Source organism: Colwellia sp. MB3u-8 (genome assembly GCF_014076985.1).
Classification (GTDB): domain Bacteria; phylum Pseudomonadota; class Gammaproteobacteria; order Enterobacterales; family Alteromonadaceae; genus Cognaticolwellia.
Genome location: NZ_JACGVA010000073.1, coordinates 186,567 through 207,315 on the forward strand (window position 1 = coordinate 186,567; position 20,749 = coordinate 207,315).

The 20,749-nt window shown below is 41.0% G+C and carries 12 protein-coding genes; 2 read left to right on the plus strand and 10 right to left on the minus strand.

From position 1 onward, the window contains the following. Nucleotides 1–110: 110 nt before the first annotated feature. Nucleotides 111–2,216, plus strand: a complete 2,106-nt coding sequence (fusA, locus tag H4J54_RS17770) for an elongation factor G (RefSeq protein ID WP_182192299.1) — start codon at nt 111–113, stop codon at nt 2,214–2,216. 235 nt (nt 2,217–2,451) lie between these two features. Next, on the plus strand, nt 2,452–4,455 hold the full coding sequence (locus tag H4J54_RS17775; protein WP_182192300.1) for a methyl-accepting chemotaxis protein: 2,004 nt from the start codon (nt 2,452–2,454) through the stop codon (nt 4,453–4,455). A gap of 710 nt (nt 4,456–5,165) precedes the next feature. Here H4J54_RS17775 and tuf read toward each other — a convergent pair. From tuf to rplK, 10 genes are all read right to left on the minus strand, one after another. After that, a complete protein-coding gene (gene tuf / locus H4J54_RS17780; RefSeq protein WP_146877790.1) occupies nt 5,166–6,350 on the minus strand; it encodes an elongation factor Tu in 1,185 nt (394 codons plus the stop codon). A gap of 68 nt (nt 6,351–6,418) precedes the next feature. Next, on the minus strand, nt 6,419–8,515 hold the full coding sequence (gene fusA, locus H4J54_RS17785; RefSeq protein WP_182192301.1) for an elongation factor G: 2,097 nt from the start codon (nt 8,513–8,515) through the stop codon (nt 6,419–6,421). Between the two features lie 141 nt (nt 8,516–8,656). Further along, a complete protein-coding gene (gene rpsG / locus H4J54_RS17790) occupies nt 8,657–9,130 on the minus strand; it encodes a 30S ribosomal protein S7 (protein ID WP_182192302.1) in 474 nt (157 codons plus the stop codon). 96 nt (nt 9,131–9,226) lie between these two features. Further along, a complete protein-coding gene (gene rpsL / locus H4J54_RS17795; protein WP_011045492.1) occupies nt 9,227–9,601 on the minus strand; it encodes a 30S ribosomal protein S12 in 375 nt (124 codons plus the stop codon). 213 nt (nt 9,602–9,814) lie between these two features. Then, nucleotides 9,815–14,020 carry a DNA-directed RNA polymerase subunit beta' gene (gene rpoC, locus H4J54_RS17800; RefSeq protein ID WP_182192303.1) on the minus strand — a complete coding sequence of 1,402 codons (4,206 nt, stop codon included), beginning with the start codon at nt 14,018–14,020 and terminating at the stop codon, nt 9,815–9,817. A 105-nt stretch (nt 14,021–14,125) separates the two neighbouring features. Continuing rightward, a complete protein-coding gene (gene rpoB, locus H4J54_RS17805) occupies nt 14,126–18,154 on the minus strand; it encodes a DNA-directed RNA polymerase subunit beta (protein WP_182192304.1) in 4,029 nt (1,342 codons plus the stop codon). A gap of 198 nt (nt 18,155–18,352) precedes the next feature. Beyond that, entirely contained in the window at nt 18,353–18,715 is a 363-nt protein-coding gene (gene rplL, locus H4J54_RS17810; RefSeq protein WP_146877795.1) for a 50S ribosomal protein L7/L12, read from the minus strand. A 100-nt stretch (nt 18,716–18,815) separates the two neighbouring features. Then, nucleotides 18,816–19,310: a 50S ribosomal protein L10 gene (gene rplJ / locus H4J54_RS17815; protein WP_182192305.1), complete on the minus strand. Its 495-nt coding sequence runs from the start codon at nt 19,308–19,310 to the stop codon at nt 18,816–18,818. Between the two features lie 311 nt (nt 19,311–19,621). Continuing rightward, complete coding sequence (rplA, locus tag H4J54_RS17820) at nt 19,622–20,317, minus strand: 50S ribosomal protein L1 (protein ID WP_182192306.1); 696 nt, start codon at nt 20,315–20,317, stop codon at nt 19,622–19,624. A gap of 2 nt (nt 20,318–20,319) precedes the next feature. Beyond that, on the minus strand, nt 20,320–20,748 hold the full coding sequence (gene rplK, locus H4J54_RS17825; RefSeq protein WP_182192307.1) for a 50S ribosomal protein L11: 429 nt from the start codon (nt 20,746–20,748) through the stop codon (nt 20,320–20,322). Nucleotide 20,749: the final 1 nt, after the last annotated feature.

The following is a 20,749-nucleotide window of genomic DNA, read 5'->3' on the forward strand; positions in this document are numbered from 1 at the left end:
AAGCAAACTTAAATGATTTTTTATGTCGATTCGTCTTGAGTAATGGTATACTCGCGCGCAAATTTTCAACAATTCCGCTTTTTTAGTAGCGACTTAAATAGAGTAAAGTAATGGCAGATTTATCTAAATACAGAAACATTGGTATCTTCGCTCACGTTGATGCTGGTAAAACCACAACAACTGAACGTATCCTTAAACTTACCGGTCAGATCCATAAAACAGGTGAAGTACATGATGGTGAATCTACGACTGACTTCATGGAACAAGAAGCTGAGCGCGGTATTACCATCCAGTCTGCTGCGGTAAGCTGTTTTTGGGACGATCACCGTTTTAACGTAATCGATACTCCTGGTCACGTAGATTTCACCGTTGAAGTTTACCGTTCACTTAAAGTACTTGATGGCGGTATTGGTGTATTTTGTGGCTCTGGTGGTGTTGAGCCACAATCAGAAACTAACTGGCGTTATGCGAATGACTCAAAAGTTGCCCGAATTATCTTTGTAAACAAACTAGATCGTCTCGGTGCTGATTTTTATCGTGTTGTTAAACAAACTGAAACAGTACTTGGTGCTAACCCACTTATCATGGTATTGCCAATTGGTGAAGAAGATGAGTTTTCTGGTGTTGTTGATCTACTTACCCGAAAAGCATGGATATGGGATGCAACCGGTCTTCCAGAAAACTTCGAGATCACTGATGTACCTGCGGACATGGTTGATAAAGTAGAAGAATATCGCGAAATGCTTCTTGAAACAGCTCTTGAGCAAGATGATGAACTTTTCGAAGCCTATCTAGAAGAAGGCACAGAGCCATCTATGGAAGATATCAAACGTTGTATCCGTAAAGGAACACGTACTATGGACTTCTTCCCTACTTACTGTGGTTCTGCTTTTAAAAACAAGGGTGTTCAAAACATTCTTGATGCCGTTGTTGATTATTTACCGTCACCAGTGGATGTTGATCCACAACCACTGACTGATGAAGAAGGTGAGCCTAATGGTAAATACGCAATCGTTTCTGCAGATGAAACATTCAAAGCGTTAGCATTCAAAATCACTGATGACCGTTTTGGTACATTAACTTTCGTACGTATCTATTCAGGTACGTTGAAGAAAGGCGATAGCATTCTTAATGCTGCAACAGGAAAAACTGAGCGTGTTGGCCGTATGTGTGAACTGCAAGCCGATGAGCGTAAAGAACTTACTTCAGCACAAGCCGGTGATATCATCGCGATTGTTGGTATGAAAAGTAACGTTCAAACAGGTCACACATTATGTGATCCCAAACACCCAATCATCCTAGAAGCTATGGTATTCCCTAAGCCTGTAATTTCAATTTCTGTAACACCTAAAGATAAAGGTTCAACTGAGAAAATGGGTATTGCAATCGGTAAAATGGTTGCTGAAGATCCAACATTCCAAGTTGAAACTGACATAGATTCAGGTGAAACAATCTTATCTGGTATGGGTGAACTTCACCTAGATATCAAAGTAGATATTCTAAAACGTACCTACGGTGTTGAATTAGCTGTTGGTAAACCACAAGTTGCTTACCGTGAAACTATTACTCAAGAAATTGATGATAGCTATACGCATAAGAAACAATCAGGTGGTTCTGGTCAATTTGGTAAAATTGATTATATCATCCGTCCAGGTGAACCAAATTCTGGTTTTACATTCTCATCAAAAGTTGTTGGTGGTAATGTACCAAAAGAATTCTTCCCAGCTATTGAAAAAGGCTTCAAGGGCATGATGGATACTGGTGTTCTTGCTGGTTTCCCTGTACTTGACGTTGAAATTGAATTATACGATGGTGGCTTCCATGCTGTCGATTCATCTGCTGTTGCATTTGAACTCGCTGCTCGTGGTGCTTTCCGTCAATCAATTCCAAAAGCGGGTGCCCAGTTAATCGAACCTATCATGAAAGTTGATGTGTTTACGCCTGATGATCACGTTGGTGATGTTATTGGTGATTTAAACCGTCGTCGTGGCATGATCGCAGGTCAAGATGCTGGTGTTTCTGGTGTTCGTATTAAAGCTGATGTACCTCTTTCAGAAATGTTCGGTTACATCGGAACTTTACGTACAATGACATCAGGTCGTGGTCAATTCTCTATGGAATTCTCTCACTACTCTCCATGTCCAAGCAACGTAGCAGAAGCCGTTATTGCTGAAGTAAAAGAAATGAAAGCAGCTAAAGCTAAAGCTAAAAAGTAATTCCCTTACTTTTAGTCTTTTTATAAAAGGATGCTTCGGCATCCTTTTTTATTGCCTAAAACATCCTCAGCAAGCGCGCGGAAATCTAGCCATCAGATAAAGCACATGATACTATTTTCTTTAAGTGCTGATGTTTTATGAATGTTTCATCCATTTGTTATTACTGACGTTGTTACTGATGTTAGTACAATTTACCCTCTTAATAATAAGATTCATCAAATAGGTATAAAATAGTATGTTCAATTTTTTTAGTCGATCTATAATGCGCCAATTGGTGATTACCATATCAAGTGCAGTTGCCATACTACTGGTCATTACCTCATTCTTTATTCTATCCAATGTTAGTGATAATACCAGAGAGCAACTTATCTCTGATATAGAGAACATTGTTACTTTACAATCAAACAAAGTGAAAGAATTTTTTGTCGCAAAAGGCCAAATAAATCATAGTGTATTTTCTAACCCCTTGGTTATTGATTGGTTTAATAATTACGATAAACGACTTTCCAATATCAGTGATAATAAGCAATACCAAGATGTGACTCGTTATTTTAAATACTTCTCAGAAAAAGATCCCGCGATAAAAAGTGTATTTTTTGGTAGCGAAAATACCCATGAATATTTCGACTTAAATGGTCGTTATGACGATGAGAAATATTTCACCAATCAGCGGCCTTGGTGGTCAAGCAGTCTTAGCGCGGCTACAATGTATGTTACTGAACCCGCAGTAGACAATAATGACGGTTCCATTTCAGCCACTATTACTTCACCCTACTATTTACCCAGTGGACAATTATTAGGTATTGGCGGTATGGACATTTTAATTACCACCATAGGACGTGATTTACTCGCCCCTATTAAATATAAAAACGAAGGAGAAGCCTTCTTAATGACAGGCACAGGAAAATTAGTCTTCTTCCCTGGCTTTGATGATAACTTCAAACCTGGAGACTCTATGGCCAGTGTAGATAACCAATTCTCAAACACATCGGGCTTTTCACAATTGCAAGCGACCCTTGTGCAGAACGATAGTGGCATTACGCAGGTATCTCTGCGAGGCATAGACTATCAAGTCGTTTTTAATCAAGTGAAAAGTGAATATCCGCTAATGAATTGGAAACTTGGCTTTCTGGTCCCTGAGCAACTCATATCAAAGCCGGTCGAAGCAGCTTTTAGGTCTTCTGTGGCTATTGTTATCGCGATTATTATTATGATTGCTATTGTGGTTTGGCTAAGCGTATTACCTTTCGTTAATCGCATAACAAGCCTTAGAAATGCTATGAAAGACATTGCCGATGGCGATGGTGATTTAACCCAAAGAATAGCGCCATTAAAGAATGATGAAATTGGCAAGTTGGTTGATGAATTCAATCTCTTTGTTGATTCAATTCAACAACTGGTCAGTCAAACTATCATTATTACTAAAGAAGTGTCAGCTTCAAGTGACGCCGCAGAGAAAATCGGCAAAAAAACAGTTCATATTGTTGAAGCGCAAAAACGAGAAATAGATCTTGTAGCCACCGCAGCCACCGAATTAGCTCAATCAAGCATCGACATATCTAACAACACAAATTATTCAAAACAATTGGTGACGAGAGCTGAAGAGAAAGTAGCGTTAGGCTCTGGCGTCGTTAAACAAGCTACCATTGGCATTCAACAACTTTCAAATAATGTTGATGATGCATCACAAGTTGTGCAACAGCTAAAAACAGGCACGCAAACCATTGGTGATGTTGTCACCGTGATACGCAGTATCGCTGAACAAACAAATTTATTGGCGTTAAACGCAGCCATTGAAGCAGCTAGAGCCGGAGAACAAGGCCGAGGCTTTGCTGTTGTTGCAGACGAAGTTCGTACCCTGGCGTCACGTACACAAGAATCTACCGCCAATATCCAACGCATCATTGAAGAGCTACAAGCAACCGCGTTAAATGCAGTAGCAGTGATGGAGTCTAGTTGCCTGCAGGCAGAAAACAGTGTCCAGCTAACACACCAAGTACAGCAAGTATTAGCTGATATTGCTGAGGTTATTGGTCAGTTTCAGAGTCAAACGTTTGAAGTAGCCCATGCAGTCGAACAACAAGCCAATGTCGCCGAAGAAGTATCGAAAAACATTGAGAACGTCAGAGTGTTAACTGACGATACTGTTGATGTCTCCACAACGATGAAAACTAGTCTGGCCAGTTTATCTGATCAAGCTAATTCATTGTCAAAAGTGGTCAACCAATTTAACGTTTAGCCTAGGCGAAAACTCTCTTACAGACTCAACACCGCCGTGGTGTAAATTCATGCCGCGGTTAACAAACTACTTAGAGGCTTACTTTCTGATAAAGTTACTTGTTTCAGCATTATTCTCATCACCACATTAGCTTTGTGATGAAAGTAAAGCTGATAAGTCAACACTAACTATACCTACCTATGATTTTTGAAGGCATTGATAGATACGACACTAGCAAATATTGCCCTATTTCCATTTCACTATAACTCAGCTACAAAACAAAAAAGGCACCTAAGCGGCTTTTTTTATCATTTTAATCTTTACTATAATCAAGCAATGATTCGTTAAGGTAACAGCAGATACCAGACCAAGAACTATTGACCTATTGCCAATTCACTATAACTCAGCGATAAAAAAAGACGCCTAAGCGTCTTTTTTTATCGTGTTAATGTCTTTTAAAATTAAGCGACAATTCGTTAAGGTAGCAGTAGATACTACACTAGCAACTGTTGAGCTATTTACACTTCACTATAACTCAGCTACAAAACAAAAAAGGCACCTAAGCGGCTTTTTTTTATCATTTTAATCTGTACTATAATCAAGCAATGATTCGGTAAGGTAACAGCAGATACCAGACCAACAACTATTGACCTATTGCCAATTCACTATAACTCAGCGACAAAAAAAGACGCCTAAGCGTCTTTTTTTTATCGTGTTAATGTCTTCTAAAATTAAGCGATAATTTTAGATACAACACCAGCACCAACGGTACGACCACCTTCACGGATAGCGAAGCGTAAACCTTCGTCCATCGCTACTGGGTTGATAAGCTCTACAACAAACTTCAAGTTGTCGCCTGGCATTACCATTTCAACACCTTCAGGAAGCTCTACTGCACCAGTAATATCCGTTGTACGGAAGTAAAACTGTGGACGGTAGCCTTTAAAGAATGGCGTATGACGACCACCTTCATCTTTGCTTAGTACATATACTTCTGACTCAAACTTAGTATGAGGAGAAATTGAACCAGGCTTACATAGTACTTGACCACGTTCAACGTCTTCACGCTTAAGACCACGAAGAAGAACACCACAGTTCTCGCCAGCACGACCTTCGTCAAGTAACTTACGGAACATTTCAACACCGGTACAAGTAGATGTTTGTGTATCACGAATACCAACAACTTCAACTGCATCGCCGATTTTAACAATACCGCGTTCAACACGACCTGTTACAACCGTACCACGACCTGAAATTGAGAATACATCTTCGATAGGCATGATGAATGCTCCGTCGATTGCACGCTCTGGCTCTGGAATGTAGTTATCTAATGCATCAGCAAGTTCAATTACTTTCGCTTCCCATTTCTCGTCGCCTTGAAGAGCGCCAAGTGCTGAACCTTGAATTACCGGTAAATCATCACCTGGGAAGTCATATTCAGAAAGAAGTTCACGAACTTCCATTTCTACTAATTCTAATAATTCATCATCATCAACAACATCACATTTGTTCATGAATACTATGATGAAAGGTACGCCAACTTGACGTGACAACAAGATGTGCTCACGTGTTTGTGGCATAGGACCATCTGTAGCAGCAACTACTAAGATAGCGCCATCCATTTGTGCAGCACCGGTGATCATGTTTTTGATGTAATCGGCGTGACCAGGACAATCTACGTGCGCGTAGTGACGTGCAGCTGTATCATACTCAATGTGAGAAGTATTAATGGTAATACCACGTTCACGTTCTTCAGGAGCGTTATCGATTTGTGCGAAATCTTTAACTTCACCACCGTGAACTTTAGTTAATACTGCAGAGATAGCAGCTGTTAAAGTTGTTTTACCGTGATCGACGTGACCAATAGTACCAACGTTAACATGCGGTTTTAAACGTTCAAATTTTGCTTTAGCCATTTTTCAATTACCTTAAAGTTTATTAAAAGCCCGGCCAAAAGACCGAGCCAGACTTTCAAAAAGCCTTACTAAGATTCAATTATTTTGTCGGCAACAGCCTTTGGTGCTTCACTGTATTCGTGAAACTCCATTGAGTATGATGCGCGACCTTGAGTTGCACTACGCAATGCAGTAGCGTAACCAAACATTTCAGATAGCGGCACAAATGCATTCACTATCTTCGAACCAGCTGGACCTTCGTCCATGCCATCGATCATGCCACGGCGACGGTTTAAGTCACCAACAACATCACCCATGTTTGCGTCTGGCGTAATAACTTCAACTTTCATCATTGGCTCAAGAATTACCGGTGACGCTTTTAGCGCCCCTTGTCTAAAACCCATTGATGCAGCGACTTTAAACGCCATTTCGTTTGAGTCAACGTCATGAAAAGAGCCATCGTAAAGCGTGACTTTGATGTCTAATAACGGGTAACCCGCTAACACACCACTGTCCATTTGCTCTCTACAACCTTGCTCAACTGAGGGGATAAATTCTTTTGGAACACTACCACCGACAATTTCATTAACAAACTCGAAGCCTTCGCCTTTTGGCAAGGGCTCCATTTTCAACCAAACATGACCAAATTGACCACGACCACCTGATTGACGAACAAATTTACCTTCCACTTCAACTGTCGAACGAATGGTTTCGCGATAAGCCACTTGTGGATTACCGACATTACATTCAACGCCAAATTCACGTTTCATACGTTCAACTAAAATATCGAGGTGTAATTCCCCCATACCTGAAATGATGGTTTGACCCGTTTCTTCATCAGAGACTACTCTAAATGACGGATCTTCTGCGGCCAACTTACCTAACGCCACACCCATTTTTTCTTGGGAGGCGACAGTTTTTGGCTCAACTGCTACAGAAATGACGGGTTCAGGAAATTCCATTCGTTCGAGCGTGATCACGTGATTCACATCACATAAAGTATCACCTGTAGTGACATCTTTAAGACCAATAGCCGCAGCTATATCGCCCGCTCTTACTTCTTTAATTTCCTCACGGTCATTTGCATGCATTTGCACAATACGACCTAAACGCTCTTTTTTACCTTTCACAGGATTGTATATACTGTCGCCAGTTTTTACTACACCTGAGTATACGCGAAAGAACGTTAACGTACCGACAAATGGGTCAGTGGCAATTTTAAATGCTAAAGCAGCAAATGGTGCTTTATCATCAGCCTCGCGACTACCTTCAGTTTCGTTTTTGTCGTTATTAATACCTTTTATCGCTTCAACATCAGTTGGCGAAGGTAAAAATTCTACAACAGCATCAAGTACTGCTTGAACGCCTTTGTTTTTGAAAGCTGAACCACAAGCACAAAGGACAATTTCATTGTTTAGCGTACGGGTACGCAGCGCAGATTTTATTTCTGCTTCGGATAAGTCACCTTCTTCAAGGTATTTATCCATTAATTCTTCAGAGGCTTCTGCAGCTTCAGAGACTAGATGTTCATGCCAATGTTCGGCTTGCTCTAGCATCTCTGCTGGGATGTCTTCATAAGTAAAAGTCATACCCTGGTCACTTTCGTTCCAGTTAATCGCTTTCATCTTGATCAAGTCAACAACACCAGTAAAGTCATCTTCAGCGCCGATTGCTAAATGAATGGGCACTGCATTAGCTTTCAAGCGAGAATTAAGTTGCTCAACTACTAATAAGAAGTCTGCACCAGTGCGGTCCATCTTATTAACAAAAACTAGCCGTGGAACAGAGTATTTCTCCATTTGACGCCAAACAGTCTCTGTTTGTGGTTGAACACCTGAAGAAGCACATAATACTAATACCGCACCATCTAATACACGTAATGAACGTTCTACTTCAATCGTAAAATCTACGTGACCAGGGGTGTCGATGATATTAATGCGATGGTCTTCAAACTGGGCTTGCATGCCTTTCCAGAAACAAGTTGTTGCCGCAGAAGTTATGGTTATACCACGCTCTTGCTCTTGCTCCATCCAGTCCATAGTAGCTGCGCCATTATGAACTTCGCCGATCTTATGTGAACGACCAGTGTAGAAAAGTACCCTTTCTGTTGTTGTCGTTTTACCGGCATCGACATGAGCACAAATACCAATATTTCGGTAACGCTCGATAGGGGTTATACGTGCCACAATTACTTCCTCTTTCTGAGACTTTATCTCAGATTATAAAACAGTTGTGGTTATCACTTTATATCAATACTGATATTCGGTGATAACCACGGCATTACGCTTGTTACTATAAAATCAGCAAATATTGCTAATTCATAGTGCCTACCAACGGTAGTGAGCGAATGCTTTGTTAGCTTCGGCCATACGGTGAACGTCTTCACGTTTCTTAACCGCTGAACCTTTGCTGTCAGACGCATCTAACATTTCGTTAGCTAGGCGCTGAGCCATTGATTTTTCACCACGTTTACGAGATGCTTCAACTAACCAACGCATGGCTAGTGCATTACGACGCACAGGACGAACTTCAACTGGAACTTGGTAAGTAGAACCACCAACACGACGAGACTTTACTTCCACTTGTGGGCGGATGTTGTCTAACGCTGTTTCGAATAACTCAAGGTGAGTCTTCTCAGTGTTTTTCTCAGTTAAAATGTCTAATGCACCGTAAACAATTTTTTCTGCAGTAGATTTTTTACCATCAACCATAAGGATGTTGATGAATTTTGCTAAAAGTTCGTTATGGAACTTAGGATCTGGCAATATCTTACGTTGCCCTACGACGCGTCTTCTTGGCATCTTAATTCTCCGTTTTTTTCAGGTATAACCCAAAATTTAATATTTTATTTGGCCTTACTTAACGCTTTCTATCTCTAATTAAAGAAATAAAATAGCTTAAGATTTAGGTCGTTTAGCACCGTATTTAGAACGGCCTTGTCTTCTGTCGCTTACACCTGAACAATCAAGTGCACCACGAACGGTGTGGTAACGCACACCTGGTAAATCTTTAACACGACCACCACGAATCAAGATAACACTATGCTCTTGTAAGTTATGACCTTCACCACCGATGTATGAAGTTACTTCGAAGCCGTTAGTTAAACGAACACGAGCTACTTTACGTAATGCTGAGTTAGGTTTTTTTGGTGTAGTTGTATACACACGAGTACATACGCCACGACGTTGTGGACAAGCTTGTAACGCTGGTACGTTACTTTTAGTTACTTGTCTTACACGTGGTTTACGTACTAATTGGTTAATAGTTGCCATTAAATAGCTCCCGATTAGTTAAATTTGTGTAAATTCCAATCAATGGGGAAATTTACACCCTTATAAACGTGAAAATCCGCGACCTCATATTCAATACCTAAAAGTAGGGAATACAGGGTCGCGGAATTCTATAGGTCAAGCTTTAACCTGTCAAGCTTTACTCGCAATAGACAGGTTAATCATCTGCTTTAACCACTTTTTCAATACGATTGACTAAGAAGACAAATCTGCATTCAAAGCATCCGTTAATGCTTGCGCTGCGTCGTCAGCTGATACTGTTACTTCTTCTACAGGAACGGCGTTTTTAGCACGCGCACGTTCTTGATGATAAGAATAACCTGTACCTGCTGGGATTAAGCGACCAACAATAACATTCTCTTTTAAGCCACGAAGTTTATCTTTCTTACCAGCTACCGCTGCTTCAGTCAGTACACGCGTCGTTTCTTGGAAAGAGGCTGCCGAGATGAATGACTCAGTGGCTAATGATGCTTTAGTAATACCCATCATTTGCATTTCGTATTCAGCGGGTTGTTTACCTGCAGCTTCTAATTCACGATTAGAGATATTGACACGGGCAACTTCCAGGACTTCGCCTTTAAGGAAGGTACTATCACCGGCATCTAAGATCTCACACTTGCGGATCATTTGACGCACGATAACTTCAATATGCTTATCGTTAATCTTAACACCTTGCAAACGGTACACTTCTTGTACTTCGTTAACAATATAGTTAGCTACTGGTGCCACACCACGTAAACGTAAGATATCATGTGGAGACTCTGGACCATCGGCAATAACTTCACCTTTAAGTACAGATTCACCTTCAAACACGTTTAATTGACGCATTTTAGGGATCATCTCTTCGTATACTTCACCACTGGGTTGTGTGATTAATAAACGCACTTTACCTTTAGTTTCTTTACCGAAGGCGATGATACCTGTCTTCTCAGCTAATATCGCTGGAAGTTTTGGCTTACGCGCTTCAAATAAATCAGCTACACGTGGCAAACCACCCGTAATATCACGCGTTTTCGACGACGCTTGAGGAATACGCGCTAACGCATCACCGATCCCAACTTCTGCACCATCTTCTAGGTTAACAATTGCATTACCGGGTAAGAAGTATTGCGCTGGAATTTCAGTGCCAGCGATCATCACATCGTTGCCTTTAGCATCAACCAATTTAACTGCTGGGCGCATTTCTTTACCCGCAGTATTACGTTGACCAACGTCCGTGACTACAATACTTGATAAACCCGTAAGATCATCAGTTTGGCGAACCATAGTTACGCCATCAATAAGCTCAACGAATTGCACCTTACCGGCTACTTCTGTGATAATAGGATGCGTATGCGGGTCCCAGTTGGCAATGATATCGCCTGAGTTTAGTACTTCGCCATCTTTCTTATTAAGAATGGTACCGTAAGGTACTTTATAACGCTCTTTCTCGCGACCAAGCTCATCAATTACGGTTAGCTCAGATGAACGAGAAGTAATCACTAAGTGATCTTCAGAGTTAGTTACAAATTTAGCATTTTGTAGTTTCAGCGTACCTGTATTCTTAACCTGTACGTTATTCTCTGCTGATGCACGAGATGCTGCACCACCAATATGGAACGTACGCATAGTTAACTGAGTACCGGGTTCACCGATAGATTGTGCTGCCACAACGCCAATCGCTTCACCTTGGTTGATCATGTGTCCACGAGCCAAATCACGACCGTAACAATGAGCACAAATACCAAAATCGGTTTTACAGGTAATGATTGAACGTACTTTCATTTGATCAATTGAATTTTCTTCAATGAAATCACATAAAGCTTCGTCAATTAGCGTATTACGAGCTAATAAAACTTCATTGGTACCCGGTCTAACCACATCTTCAGCTACAACACGACCCAGCACACGTTCACGTAACGGTTCAACAACATCGCCACCTTCAATCAATGGCGTCATTTGTAGCCCGTCTAATGTGCCACAGTCATGTTCGGTAACAACCAAATCTTGTGCAACATCAACTAAACGACGAGTTAAGTAACCCGAGTTGGCTGTTTTCAATGCCGTATCAGCCAAACCTTTACGCGCACCATGAGTAGAGATGAAGTATTGTAATACATTCAGACCTTCACGGAAGTTAGCTGTGATTGGCGTTTCTATGATTGAGCCATCTGGTTTCGCCATCAAACCACGCATACCTGCAAGCTGACGAATCTGCGCAGCACTACCACGAGCACCTGAATCGGCCATCATGTAGATTGAGTTGAAAGAGTCTTGCTCTTCTGGCTCACCATCACGGTTAATCACAGTTTCTTTTGATAAGTTGTCCATCATAGCTTTCGAGATTTTCTCGTTGGCAGATGACCAAATATCAATAACTTTGTTGTACTTTTCACCCTGAGTTACAAGACCTTGCTCGAACTGAGTTTGAATTTCTTTAACTTCTTCTTCTGACTCTTCGATGATGGTGTATTTCGCCGCTGGAATAACCATGTCGTCGATACCAACTGAAGCACCCGCGATCATCGCGTAGTGGAAACCTGTGTACATAATTTGGTCAGCAAAGATAACGGTATCTTTAAGACCTAAGTTACGGTACGCATGGTTAATCAGTTTTGAAATTGGCTTTTTACCTAGTGGCTGATCAATAAGATCATAAGGCATGCCGTCTGGACATACTTGCCATAAGATCGCACGACCGACAGTAGTATCGCGCAGCTTAGTTACCGGCTCAAGTACACCATCGCTATTACGAACATGTTCAGTAATACGAACTTTCACGCGGGCATGAAGTTCAGTAAAACCTGTACGGTAAGCTTTTTCAACTTCTTTGATGTCGGTAAAAATCATACCTTCACCTAAACCATTAACACGATCGCGCGTTAGGTAATATAAACCTAATACAACATCCTGTGATGGTACGATGATTGGATCACCGTTCGCTGGAGAAAGTACGTTATTCGTTGACATCATCAACGTACGTGCTTCCATTTGTGCTTCGATTGTCAACGGTACGTGTACCGCCATTTGGTCACCATCGAAATCGGCGTTATAGGCCGCACAAACTAATGGATGCAAATGAATCGCTTTACCTTCAATTAGTACAGGTTCAAACGCTTGGATACCCAATCTATGAAGTGTAGGTGCACGGTTAAGCATAACCGGATGTTCACGAATTACTTCGTCAAGTACATCCCAAACTTCAGCGCCTTCACGTTCAACTAATTTTTTAGCTGCTTTAATCGTAGTCGCTAAACCACGAGCTTCTAATTTACCGTAAATAAATGGTTTGAATAATTCAAGTGCCATTTTTTTCGGTAAACCACACTGGTGTAAACGCAGTGTAGGACCAACAGTAATTACAGAACGACCAGAGTAATCAACACGTTTACCCAATAGATTCTGACGGAAACGACCTTGCTTACCTTTAATCATATCGGCAAGAGATTTAAGAGGACGTTTGTTAGAACCGGTAATGGCGCGACCACGACGACCGTTATCAAGAAGTGCATCAACAGACTCTTGTAACATACGTTTTTCGTTACGTACGATAATGTCTGGTGCTACTAAGTCTAGAAGACGTTTTAAACGGTTGTTACGGTTGATTACACGACGGTATAAATCGTTTAAATCAGACGTTGCAAAACGGCCACCATCCAATGGTACCAAAGGACGTAAGTCTGGTGGTAAGATTGGTAAAACGTTCATGATCATCCACTCAGGCTTGTTGCCTGATGCTGCGAATGCTTCCATCAATTTTAAACGTTTTGTGATCTTTTTACGTTTTGTTTCAGAGCCAATTTCAGGTAGCTCTTCACGCATTTGCGCGACTTCACCGTCAAGATCAATCTGTTGTAATAACGCAAGTACCGCTTCAGCACCCATTAGGGCGTCAAATTCGTCACCGTGCTCTTCTAACGCATCAAGATATTCTTCTTCAGTTAGAATTTGGCTTTTCTCTAATGTTGTCATACCAGGTTCGGTAACAACGTAAGATTCAAAATAAAGCACACGCTCAATATCACGTAGCGTCATGTCTAATAATAGACCGATACGAGATGGTAATGACTTCAAGAACCAAATATGGGCAACTGGACTTGCTAGTTCGATATGACCCATGCGGTCACGACGAACTTTAGTTAATGTAACTTCAACGCCACATTTTTCACAAATTACACCACGGTGCTTAAGGCGTTTGTATTTGCCACAAAGACATTCGTAGTCTTTAACTGGGCCAAAAATACGCGCACAGAACAAACCATCACGTTCCGGCTTAAAAGTACGATAGTTAATCGTCTCAGGTTTCTTTACTTCACCAAATGACCATGAACGAATCATGTCAGGTGAAGCTAGTCCGATGCGAATACCATCGAACTCTTCTGTTTGATTTTGTTGCTTAAGAAACTTAAGTAAATCTTTCACACACTCTCTCCTGTCGGAGTTAAATACCGGAGAGAACAGTTATCTGTTCTCTCCCTGTACTGACTTCAGCTGGTGCTAAAAGTCAGCAATGTAGCTTGAGGTAGCTTAGTCCTGATCTAATTCGATGTTGATACCCAACGAACGAATTTCTTTCAACAATACGTTGAATGATTCAGGGATACCCGGCTCCATGCGATGATCACCGTCAACTAAGTTTTTATACATCTTAGTACGACCGTTAACATCATCAGATTTAACCGTTAACATTTCTTGCAAGGTGTAAGCAGCACCGTATGCTTCAAGTGCCCAGACTTCCATCTCACCGAAACGCTGACCACCAAACTGTGCTTTACCACCTAGAGGCTGTTGCGTTACTAGCGAGTATGAACCCGTAGAACGCGCATGCATTTTGTCATCAACTAAATGGTTTAGTTTTAGCATATACATGTAACCAACCGTCACAGGACGCTCAAAGTTACGACCAGTACGGCCATCCGTCAACGTAAATTGACCACTTTCAGGCATATCAGCAAGTTTAAATAAGTCTTTAATTTCTTTTTCGCTGGCACCATCAAATACTGGTGTCGCAATAGGAAGACCTGCTCGTAAGTTACCCGCTAAGCGCATGATTTCATCATCCGAGAATGAATCAATATCAACTTCTTGGCGAGATTCACCTAGGTTGTAAACTTCTTTTAAAAATTCACGTAATTTGTGAATTTCTAATTGAGCTTCCAACATACGGTTAATTTTTTCACCGATACCACGTGCAGCCATACCTAAATGTGTTTCTAGGATCTGACCAATGTTCATTCGTGATGGTACACCCAATGGGTTAAGTACTACATCAACAGGAACACCATATTGGTCGTAAGGCATGTCTTCAACAGGGACTACGTTTGAAATAACACCTTTGTTACCATGACGACCGGCCATTTTATCACCTGGCTGGATACGACGCTTAACCGCTAAATACACTTTAATAATTTTCAACACGCCTGGCGCTAAATCAGCACCTTGAGTGATTTTACGACGCTTAACTTCATACTTTTTATCAAAGTCTGCTTTAATGTTGTCGTATTGTTCAGCAATTTGCTCAAGCTCTGACTGTTGACCTTCATCAGCTAAGTTTTGAACTAACCACTTATCACGAGACATGCTGTTAAGATCAGATTCATTTAAACCTGAGCCTAACAATAATTTTTTCGCACGTGCATAAATACCATCTTCTAAAATACTAAACTCATCACCCAAGTCTTTCTTAACTTGTTTAAGTTGCATTTCTTCGATTTCAACAGCACGAGCATCTTTGTCTACACCGTCACGGGTGAAGATTTGTACATCTATGATGGTACCAGACACTGAGTTAGGTACACGTAAAGAGCTGTCTTTAACGTCAGCCGCTTTCTCACCAAAGATCGCACGTAATAGTTTTTCTTCTGGCGTTAACTGTGTTTCACCTTTAGGAGTAACTTTACCCACTAAGATGTCGCCACCATTAACTTCAGCGCCAATATAAACAACACCCGCTTCATCTAGTTTAGATAATGCAGACTCGCCCACATTTGGGATATCAGCCGTTATTTCTTCGCTGCCAAGCTTAGTGTCACGAGCGATACAAGTTAGCTCTTGAATATGAATCGTAGTAAAACGATCTTCAGTAGCTACACGCTCAGATAACAACATTGAATCTTCGAAGTTGTAACCGTTCCAAGGCATGAAAGCGATACGCATGTTCTGACCAAGGGCTAATTCGCCCATGTCCGTTGAAGGACCATCAGCTAAAACATCACCACGCACTACAGGTTCAGCCATACGACAAGTTGGACGTTGGTTGATACAAGTGTTTTGGTTTGAACGGGTGTATTTAGTTAGGTTATAAATATCAATACCCGCTTCACCAGCGTGCATTTCATTTTCATTAACTTTAACGACAATACGTGAAGCATCAACGTAAGCAACAACACCACCACGTTTAGCAACAACAGTTACACCAGAGTCAACAGCAACAATTTTCTCCATGCCGGTACCCACAAGTGGTTTATCCACTCTTAGTGTAGGTACTGCTTGACGTTGCATGTTCGAACCCATCAAGGCTCTGTTAGCATCATCGTGCTCTAGGAATGGGATAAGTGACGCCGCAACAGAAACGATTTGCTGTGGAGAAACATCCATATACTGAACTTGTTCAGCAGACATCAAAGTAAATTCGTTTTTATGACGACAAGCCACTAAGCCTGCAACTAATTTACCCTCTGCATCAACTTTAGCAGTGGTTTGTGCAATAACGAAGTTACCTTCTTCAATAGCAGAAAGGTAATCTATGTCGTCAGTGATTAAACCATCAACAATTTTACGGTAAGGTGTTTCCAAGAAACCGAAATCGTTAGTACGTGCATAACACGATAACGAGTTGATCAAACCAATGTTTGGACCTTCCGGTGTTTCAATTGGACAAACACGACCGTAGTGAGTTGGATGTACATCACGTACTTCAAAACCAGCACGTTCACGTGTCAAACCACCTGGCCCTAAAGCAGAAATACGACGCTTATGCGTCACTTCTGATAACGGGTTGTTTTGATCCATAAATTGTGACAATTGTGATGAACCAAAAAATTCTTTAACGGCAGCAGAAATCGGCTTAGCGTTAATTAAATCTTGTGGCATGATCGCATCTAAGTCGCCAAGACTTAAGCGTTCACGAACAGCACGTTCAACACGAACTAAACCAACACGGAATTGGTTTTCTGCCATTTCACCTACAGAGCGAATACGACGGTTACCTAAGTGATCAATATCATCAACTTCACCTTTACCGTCACGTATGCCGATTAAGGTTTTCATCACTGAAATGATATCTTCTTTAGATAACACACCGGTACCAATATCATCAGCATTGCCAACACGACGGTTGAACTTCATACGACCTACTGTTGACAGGTCATAACGCTCTAATGCAAAAAATAGGTTGTTAAATAGCGTATCGGCTGCGTCTTTTGTTGGCGGCTCGCCTGGACGCATCATACGATAAATTTCTACTAACGCTTCTAGGCGGTTAGTAGAATTGTCAACACGTAGTGTGTCTGACATATATGAACCAACATCGAATTCGTTCATATATAAAGTAGAAAGTACTTTATGGCCAGCTTGGCTTAACTCAGCTAACATTTCTAGCGTGATTTCAGCATTCGCTTCAGCAATGACTTCACCCGTAGATTTGTCAATGTAAGCTTTAGACAGTACTTTACCAACGATATATTCAGCAGGTACTTCTAATTTTTCAAGCTTAGCTTTTTCTAGCGATTTAATATGACGAGCAGTGATACGTCGGCCTTGCTCAACTAAAACATCACCTTTAGGTAATTTTATGTCGAAAGTAGCCGTTTCACCACGTAAGCGTTCTGGAATTAAATCCATTACTAGCTTATCGCCTTTAATAGAAAATTCTGTTGTATCGTAGAAGATATCTAAAATTTCTTCCGTTGAGTACTCTAAAGCACGCAAAATTATCGACGCAGGTAATTTACGACGACGGTCAATACGAACAAACAAGTTATCTTTTGGATCAAATTCGAAATCTAACCATGAACCACGGTAAGGTATAACACGAGCGTTATATAACACTTTACCTGATGAATGCGTTTTTCCTTTATCGTGATCGAAAAACACACCTGGAGAACGGTGTAATTGTGAAACAATAACACGCTCAGTACCATTGATGACAAACGTACCGTTGTCAGTCATTAATGGTATTTCACCCATGTATACTTCTTGTTCTTTGATATCTTTTACTGTGCCTGCCGCCGCTTCTTTATCATAAACGACTAAACGTAATTTAACGCGTAATGGCGCAGAGTAGGTGATACCGCGAATTTGACATTCTTTTACGTCAAATAACGGTTCGCCCAAACGATAGCTTACAAATTGTAATTCTGAGCTACCAGAATAAGCTTTAATTGGAAAAATAGAATGAAATGCAGCCTCTAGGCCTGTTTCACCTGTTGGATCAATATCAATAAACTTACGGAAAGATTCGAGTTGGATTGATAACAAGAATGGATAATCCATTACTTGAACACTTTTACCAAAGTCCTTACGAATACGTTTCTTTTCAGAGTAAGAGTAAACCATGGGGTTCCTCAGCTTGCTGGTTATGGCCGAATCTGTCTTAAAAAAGACAGGATATAGCAGTGATACTTTTTTTATCAAGCATCAAATAATGCGCTGTTTTGGTTCAAAAAAAAACCACTTTCTTTAGCGCAAAAAGGCCGGTGACGTTTAAATCACCAGCCATTGCCTTTTCAGGCAAATAATCTGTTTAAAAACAGACTATTTGATCTCAACAGAAGCACCTGCTTCTTCAAGAGTTTTCTTAAGCGCTTCAGCTTCAGCTTTATCAACGCCTTCTTTAATTGCTTTTGGAGCTGACTCAACTAAATCTTTAGCTTCTTTTAAGCCAAGACCTGTAGCGCCACGAACTGCTTTGATTACAGCAACTTTCTTCTCGCCGAAGCTAGTCATAACTACATCAAATTCAGTTTGTTCTTCAACAGCTTCAGCAGGTCCAGCAGCGGCAACAGCAGCTGATGCAGATACGCCAAATTTTTCTTCCATTGCTTCAATAAGTGCAACAACGTCCATTACTGACATTTCAGCAACTGCGTTTAGGATATCGTCTTTAGAAATAGACATTTTAAATTTCCTGTTCAATTAACAACCTGTTGGCTGTTATAAATAACTATAAATACAAAAAGTGCAAATTGTGCTCTTAAATTTAAGAGATAAACAATTATTAAGCAGCTTCTTGTTCTTTCTGATCGCGTACTGCAGCAATCGTGCGGACCAATTTGCCTGCAGATGCTTCTTTCATTGCGCTCATTAAACGGGCAATTGCTTCGTCGTAAGTTGGTAGCTTAGCTAACATATTTACGTCTACTGAATTGCCTTCAAATGCGGCGGCTTTTAATTCAAACGATGGATTTTTCTTCGCAAAGTCTGTAAATAAACGCGCTGCTGCACCTGGATGCTCGTTTGAGAATGCAATTAACGATGGACCAACCAATGTGTCAACAACACATTCAAAGTCAGTACCTTGTAAAGCACGACGTGCTAACGTGTTACGGATAACTTTCATCCATACACCGTTTACACGAGCTTCTTTACGTAAAGTCGTTATTGCTTCAACTGCAACACCGCGAGAATCCGCGATTACAGCTGATTGAGCGCCATTAGCAGCTTCTTGAACTTCAGCAACTATTGCTTTTTTGTTATCAAGATTGATAGCCATTGGCTTTACTCCTGGTTCACCGGCAATAAAAAACCGGTATTTACTATCCCTAAGCAAACTAAGATTCGCTTAGGCCGTTACGGCGAGGACCAGAATTAGGAAATACTGGGTAATCACCATCTACGTAGGAAAAATTAAGCTTTCAACGAAGAATCGTCTCGGCTCCTACGGTCTTTGACGGGGTTGTCTAAAGTTAGTCAACGTTAATTTACGCTAATTAAGTAGACAACACCTACCAAAATTTAAGGGGCGAAATTATAGTCTACAATTTAACCCCTGTAAAGCATCGATTACCGACACTTTATTGAAAACTATAGCGTCAAGCTAGCTTGGTTAACGGCAACGCCGGCACCCATAGTAGTTGAAACAGAAATTTTCTTAATGTACTGGCCTTTAGCATTAGCTGGTTTTGCTTTTTTAAGCGCTTCCAATAATGACTCAAGGTTTTCCTGCAATTTAGCATCGTCGAAATCAGCCTTACCAATTGTAGTATGGATGATACCGTTTTTGTCATTGCGGTAGCGGACTTGACCCGCTTTTGCGTTCTTTATTGCAGTAACAACATCAGGTGTAACTGTGCCAACTTTCGGGTTAGGCATTAGACCACGTGGACCTAAAATCTGACCTAGTTGACCAACAACACGCATAGCATCTGGTGAAGCAATTACAACGTCAAAGTCCATGTTACCGGCTTTAACTTGTTCTGCTAAATCTTCCATACCTACGATGTCAGCACCGGCTTCTTTCGCTTTATCAGCGTTAGCGCCTTGCGTAAATACAGCAACACGAACGTCACGGCCTGTACCATTTGGTAATACAGTCGCGCCACGTACGTTTTGATCTGATTTACGAGCATCGATGCCAAGGTTTACGGCAACATCTACGCTTTCACGAAATTTAGCAGTAGCTAATTCTTTTAATAAAGAAAGTGCTTCAGCGATGTCATATTCTTTTAATACGTCTACTTTTTCACGGATAAGACGAGTGCGTTTTGATAATTTAGTCATAATTAATCCTCTACCACTAAACCCATTGAACGAGCAGAACCCGCAATGGTGCGCACTGCAGCTTCCAAAGAACTAGCAGTAAGATCGGCTTCTTTCATCTTAACAATTTCTTCAAGTTGTGCTGTAGTAACAGTACCAACTTTATCAGTGTTAGGACGACCTGAACCACTCTTAACACCAGCAGCTTTTAGAAGTAAATAAGCAGCGGGTGGAGTTTTTGTTTCAAATGTAAAAGAACGATCAGCATAAACAGTAATAACTACTGGTACTGGAGCGCCTTTTTCCAAAGAATCAGTTTTTGCGTTAAACGCTTTACAAAATTCCATGATGTTGACACCGTGTTGACCTAATGCAGGACCAACTGGCGGTGACGGATTTGCTGCACCAGCAGCAACTTGTAGCTTAATTAAAGCTGTGACTTTTTTAGCCATG

What these genes read in the sequence shown, in the direction of transcription:
- fusA (WP_182192299.1), top strand. Translation starts at nt 111, where the DNA reads ATGGCAGATTTATCTAAATACAGAAACATTGGTATCTTCGCTCACGTT.
- H4J54_RS17775 (WP_182192300.1), top strand. Translation starts at nt 2,452, where the DNA reads ATGTTCAATTTTTTTAGTCGATCTATAATGCGCCAATTGGTGATTACC.
- tuf (WP_146877790.1), bottom strand. Translation starts at nt 6,350, where the DNA reads ATGGCTAAAGCAAAATTTGAACGTTTAAAACCGCATGTTAACGTTGGT.
- rpsG (WP_182192302.1), bottom strand. Translation starts at nt 9,130, where the DNA reads ATGCCAAGAAGACGCGTCGTAGGGCAACGTAAGATATTGCCAGATCCT.
- rpsL (WP_011045492.1), bottom strand. Translation starts at nt 9,601, where the DNA reads ATGGCAACTATTAACCAATTAGTACGTAAACCACGTGTAAGACAAGTA.
- rpoB (WP_182192304.1), bottom strand. Translation starts at nt 18,154, where the DNA reads ATGGTTTACTCTTACTCTGAAAAGAAACGTATTCGTAAGGACTTTGGT.
- rplL (WP_146877795.1), bottom strand. Translation starts at nt 18,715, where the DNA reads ATGTCTATTTCTAAAGACGATATCCTAAACGCAGTTGCTGAAATGTCA.
- rplJ (WP_182192305.1), bottom strand. Translation starts at nt 19,310, where the DNA reads ATGGCTATCAATCTTGATAACAAAAAAGCAATAGTTGCTGAAGTTCAA.
- rplA (WP_182192306.1), bottom strand. Translation starts at nt 20,317, where the DNA reads ATGACTAAATTATCAAAACGCACTCGTCTTATCCGTGAAAAAGTAGAC.
- rplK (WP_182192307.1), bottom strand. Translation starts at nt 20,748, where the DNA reads ATGGCTAAAAAAGTCACAGCTTTAATTAAGCTACAAGTTGCTGCTGGT.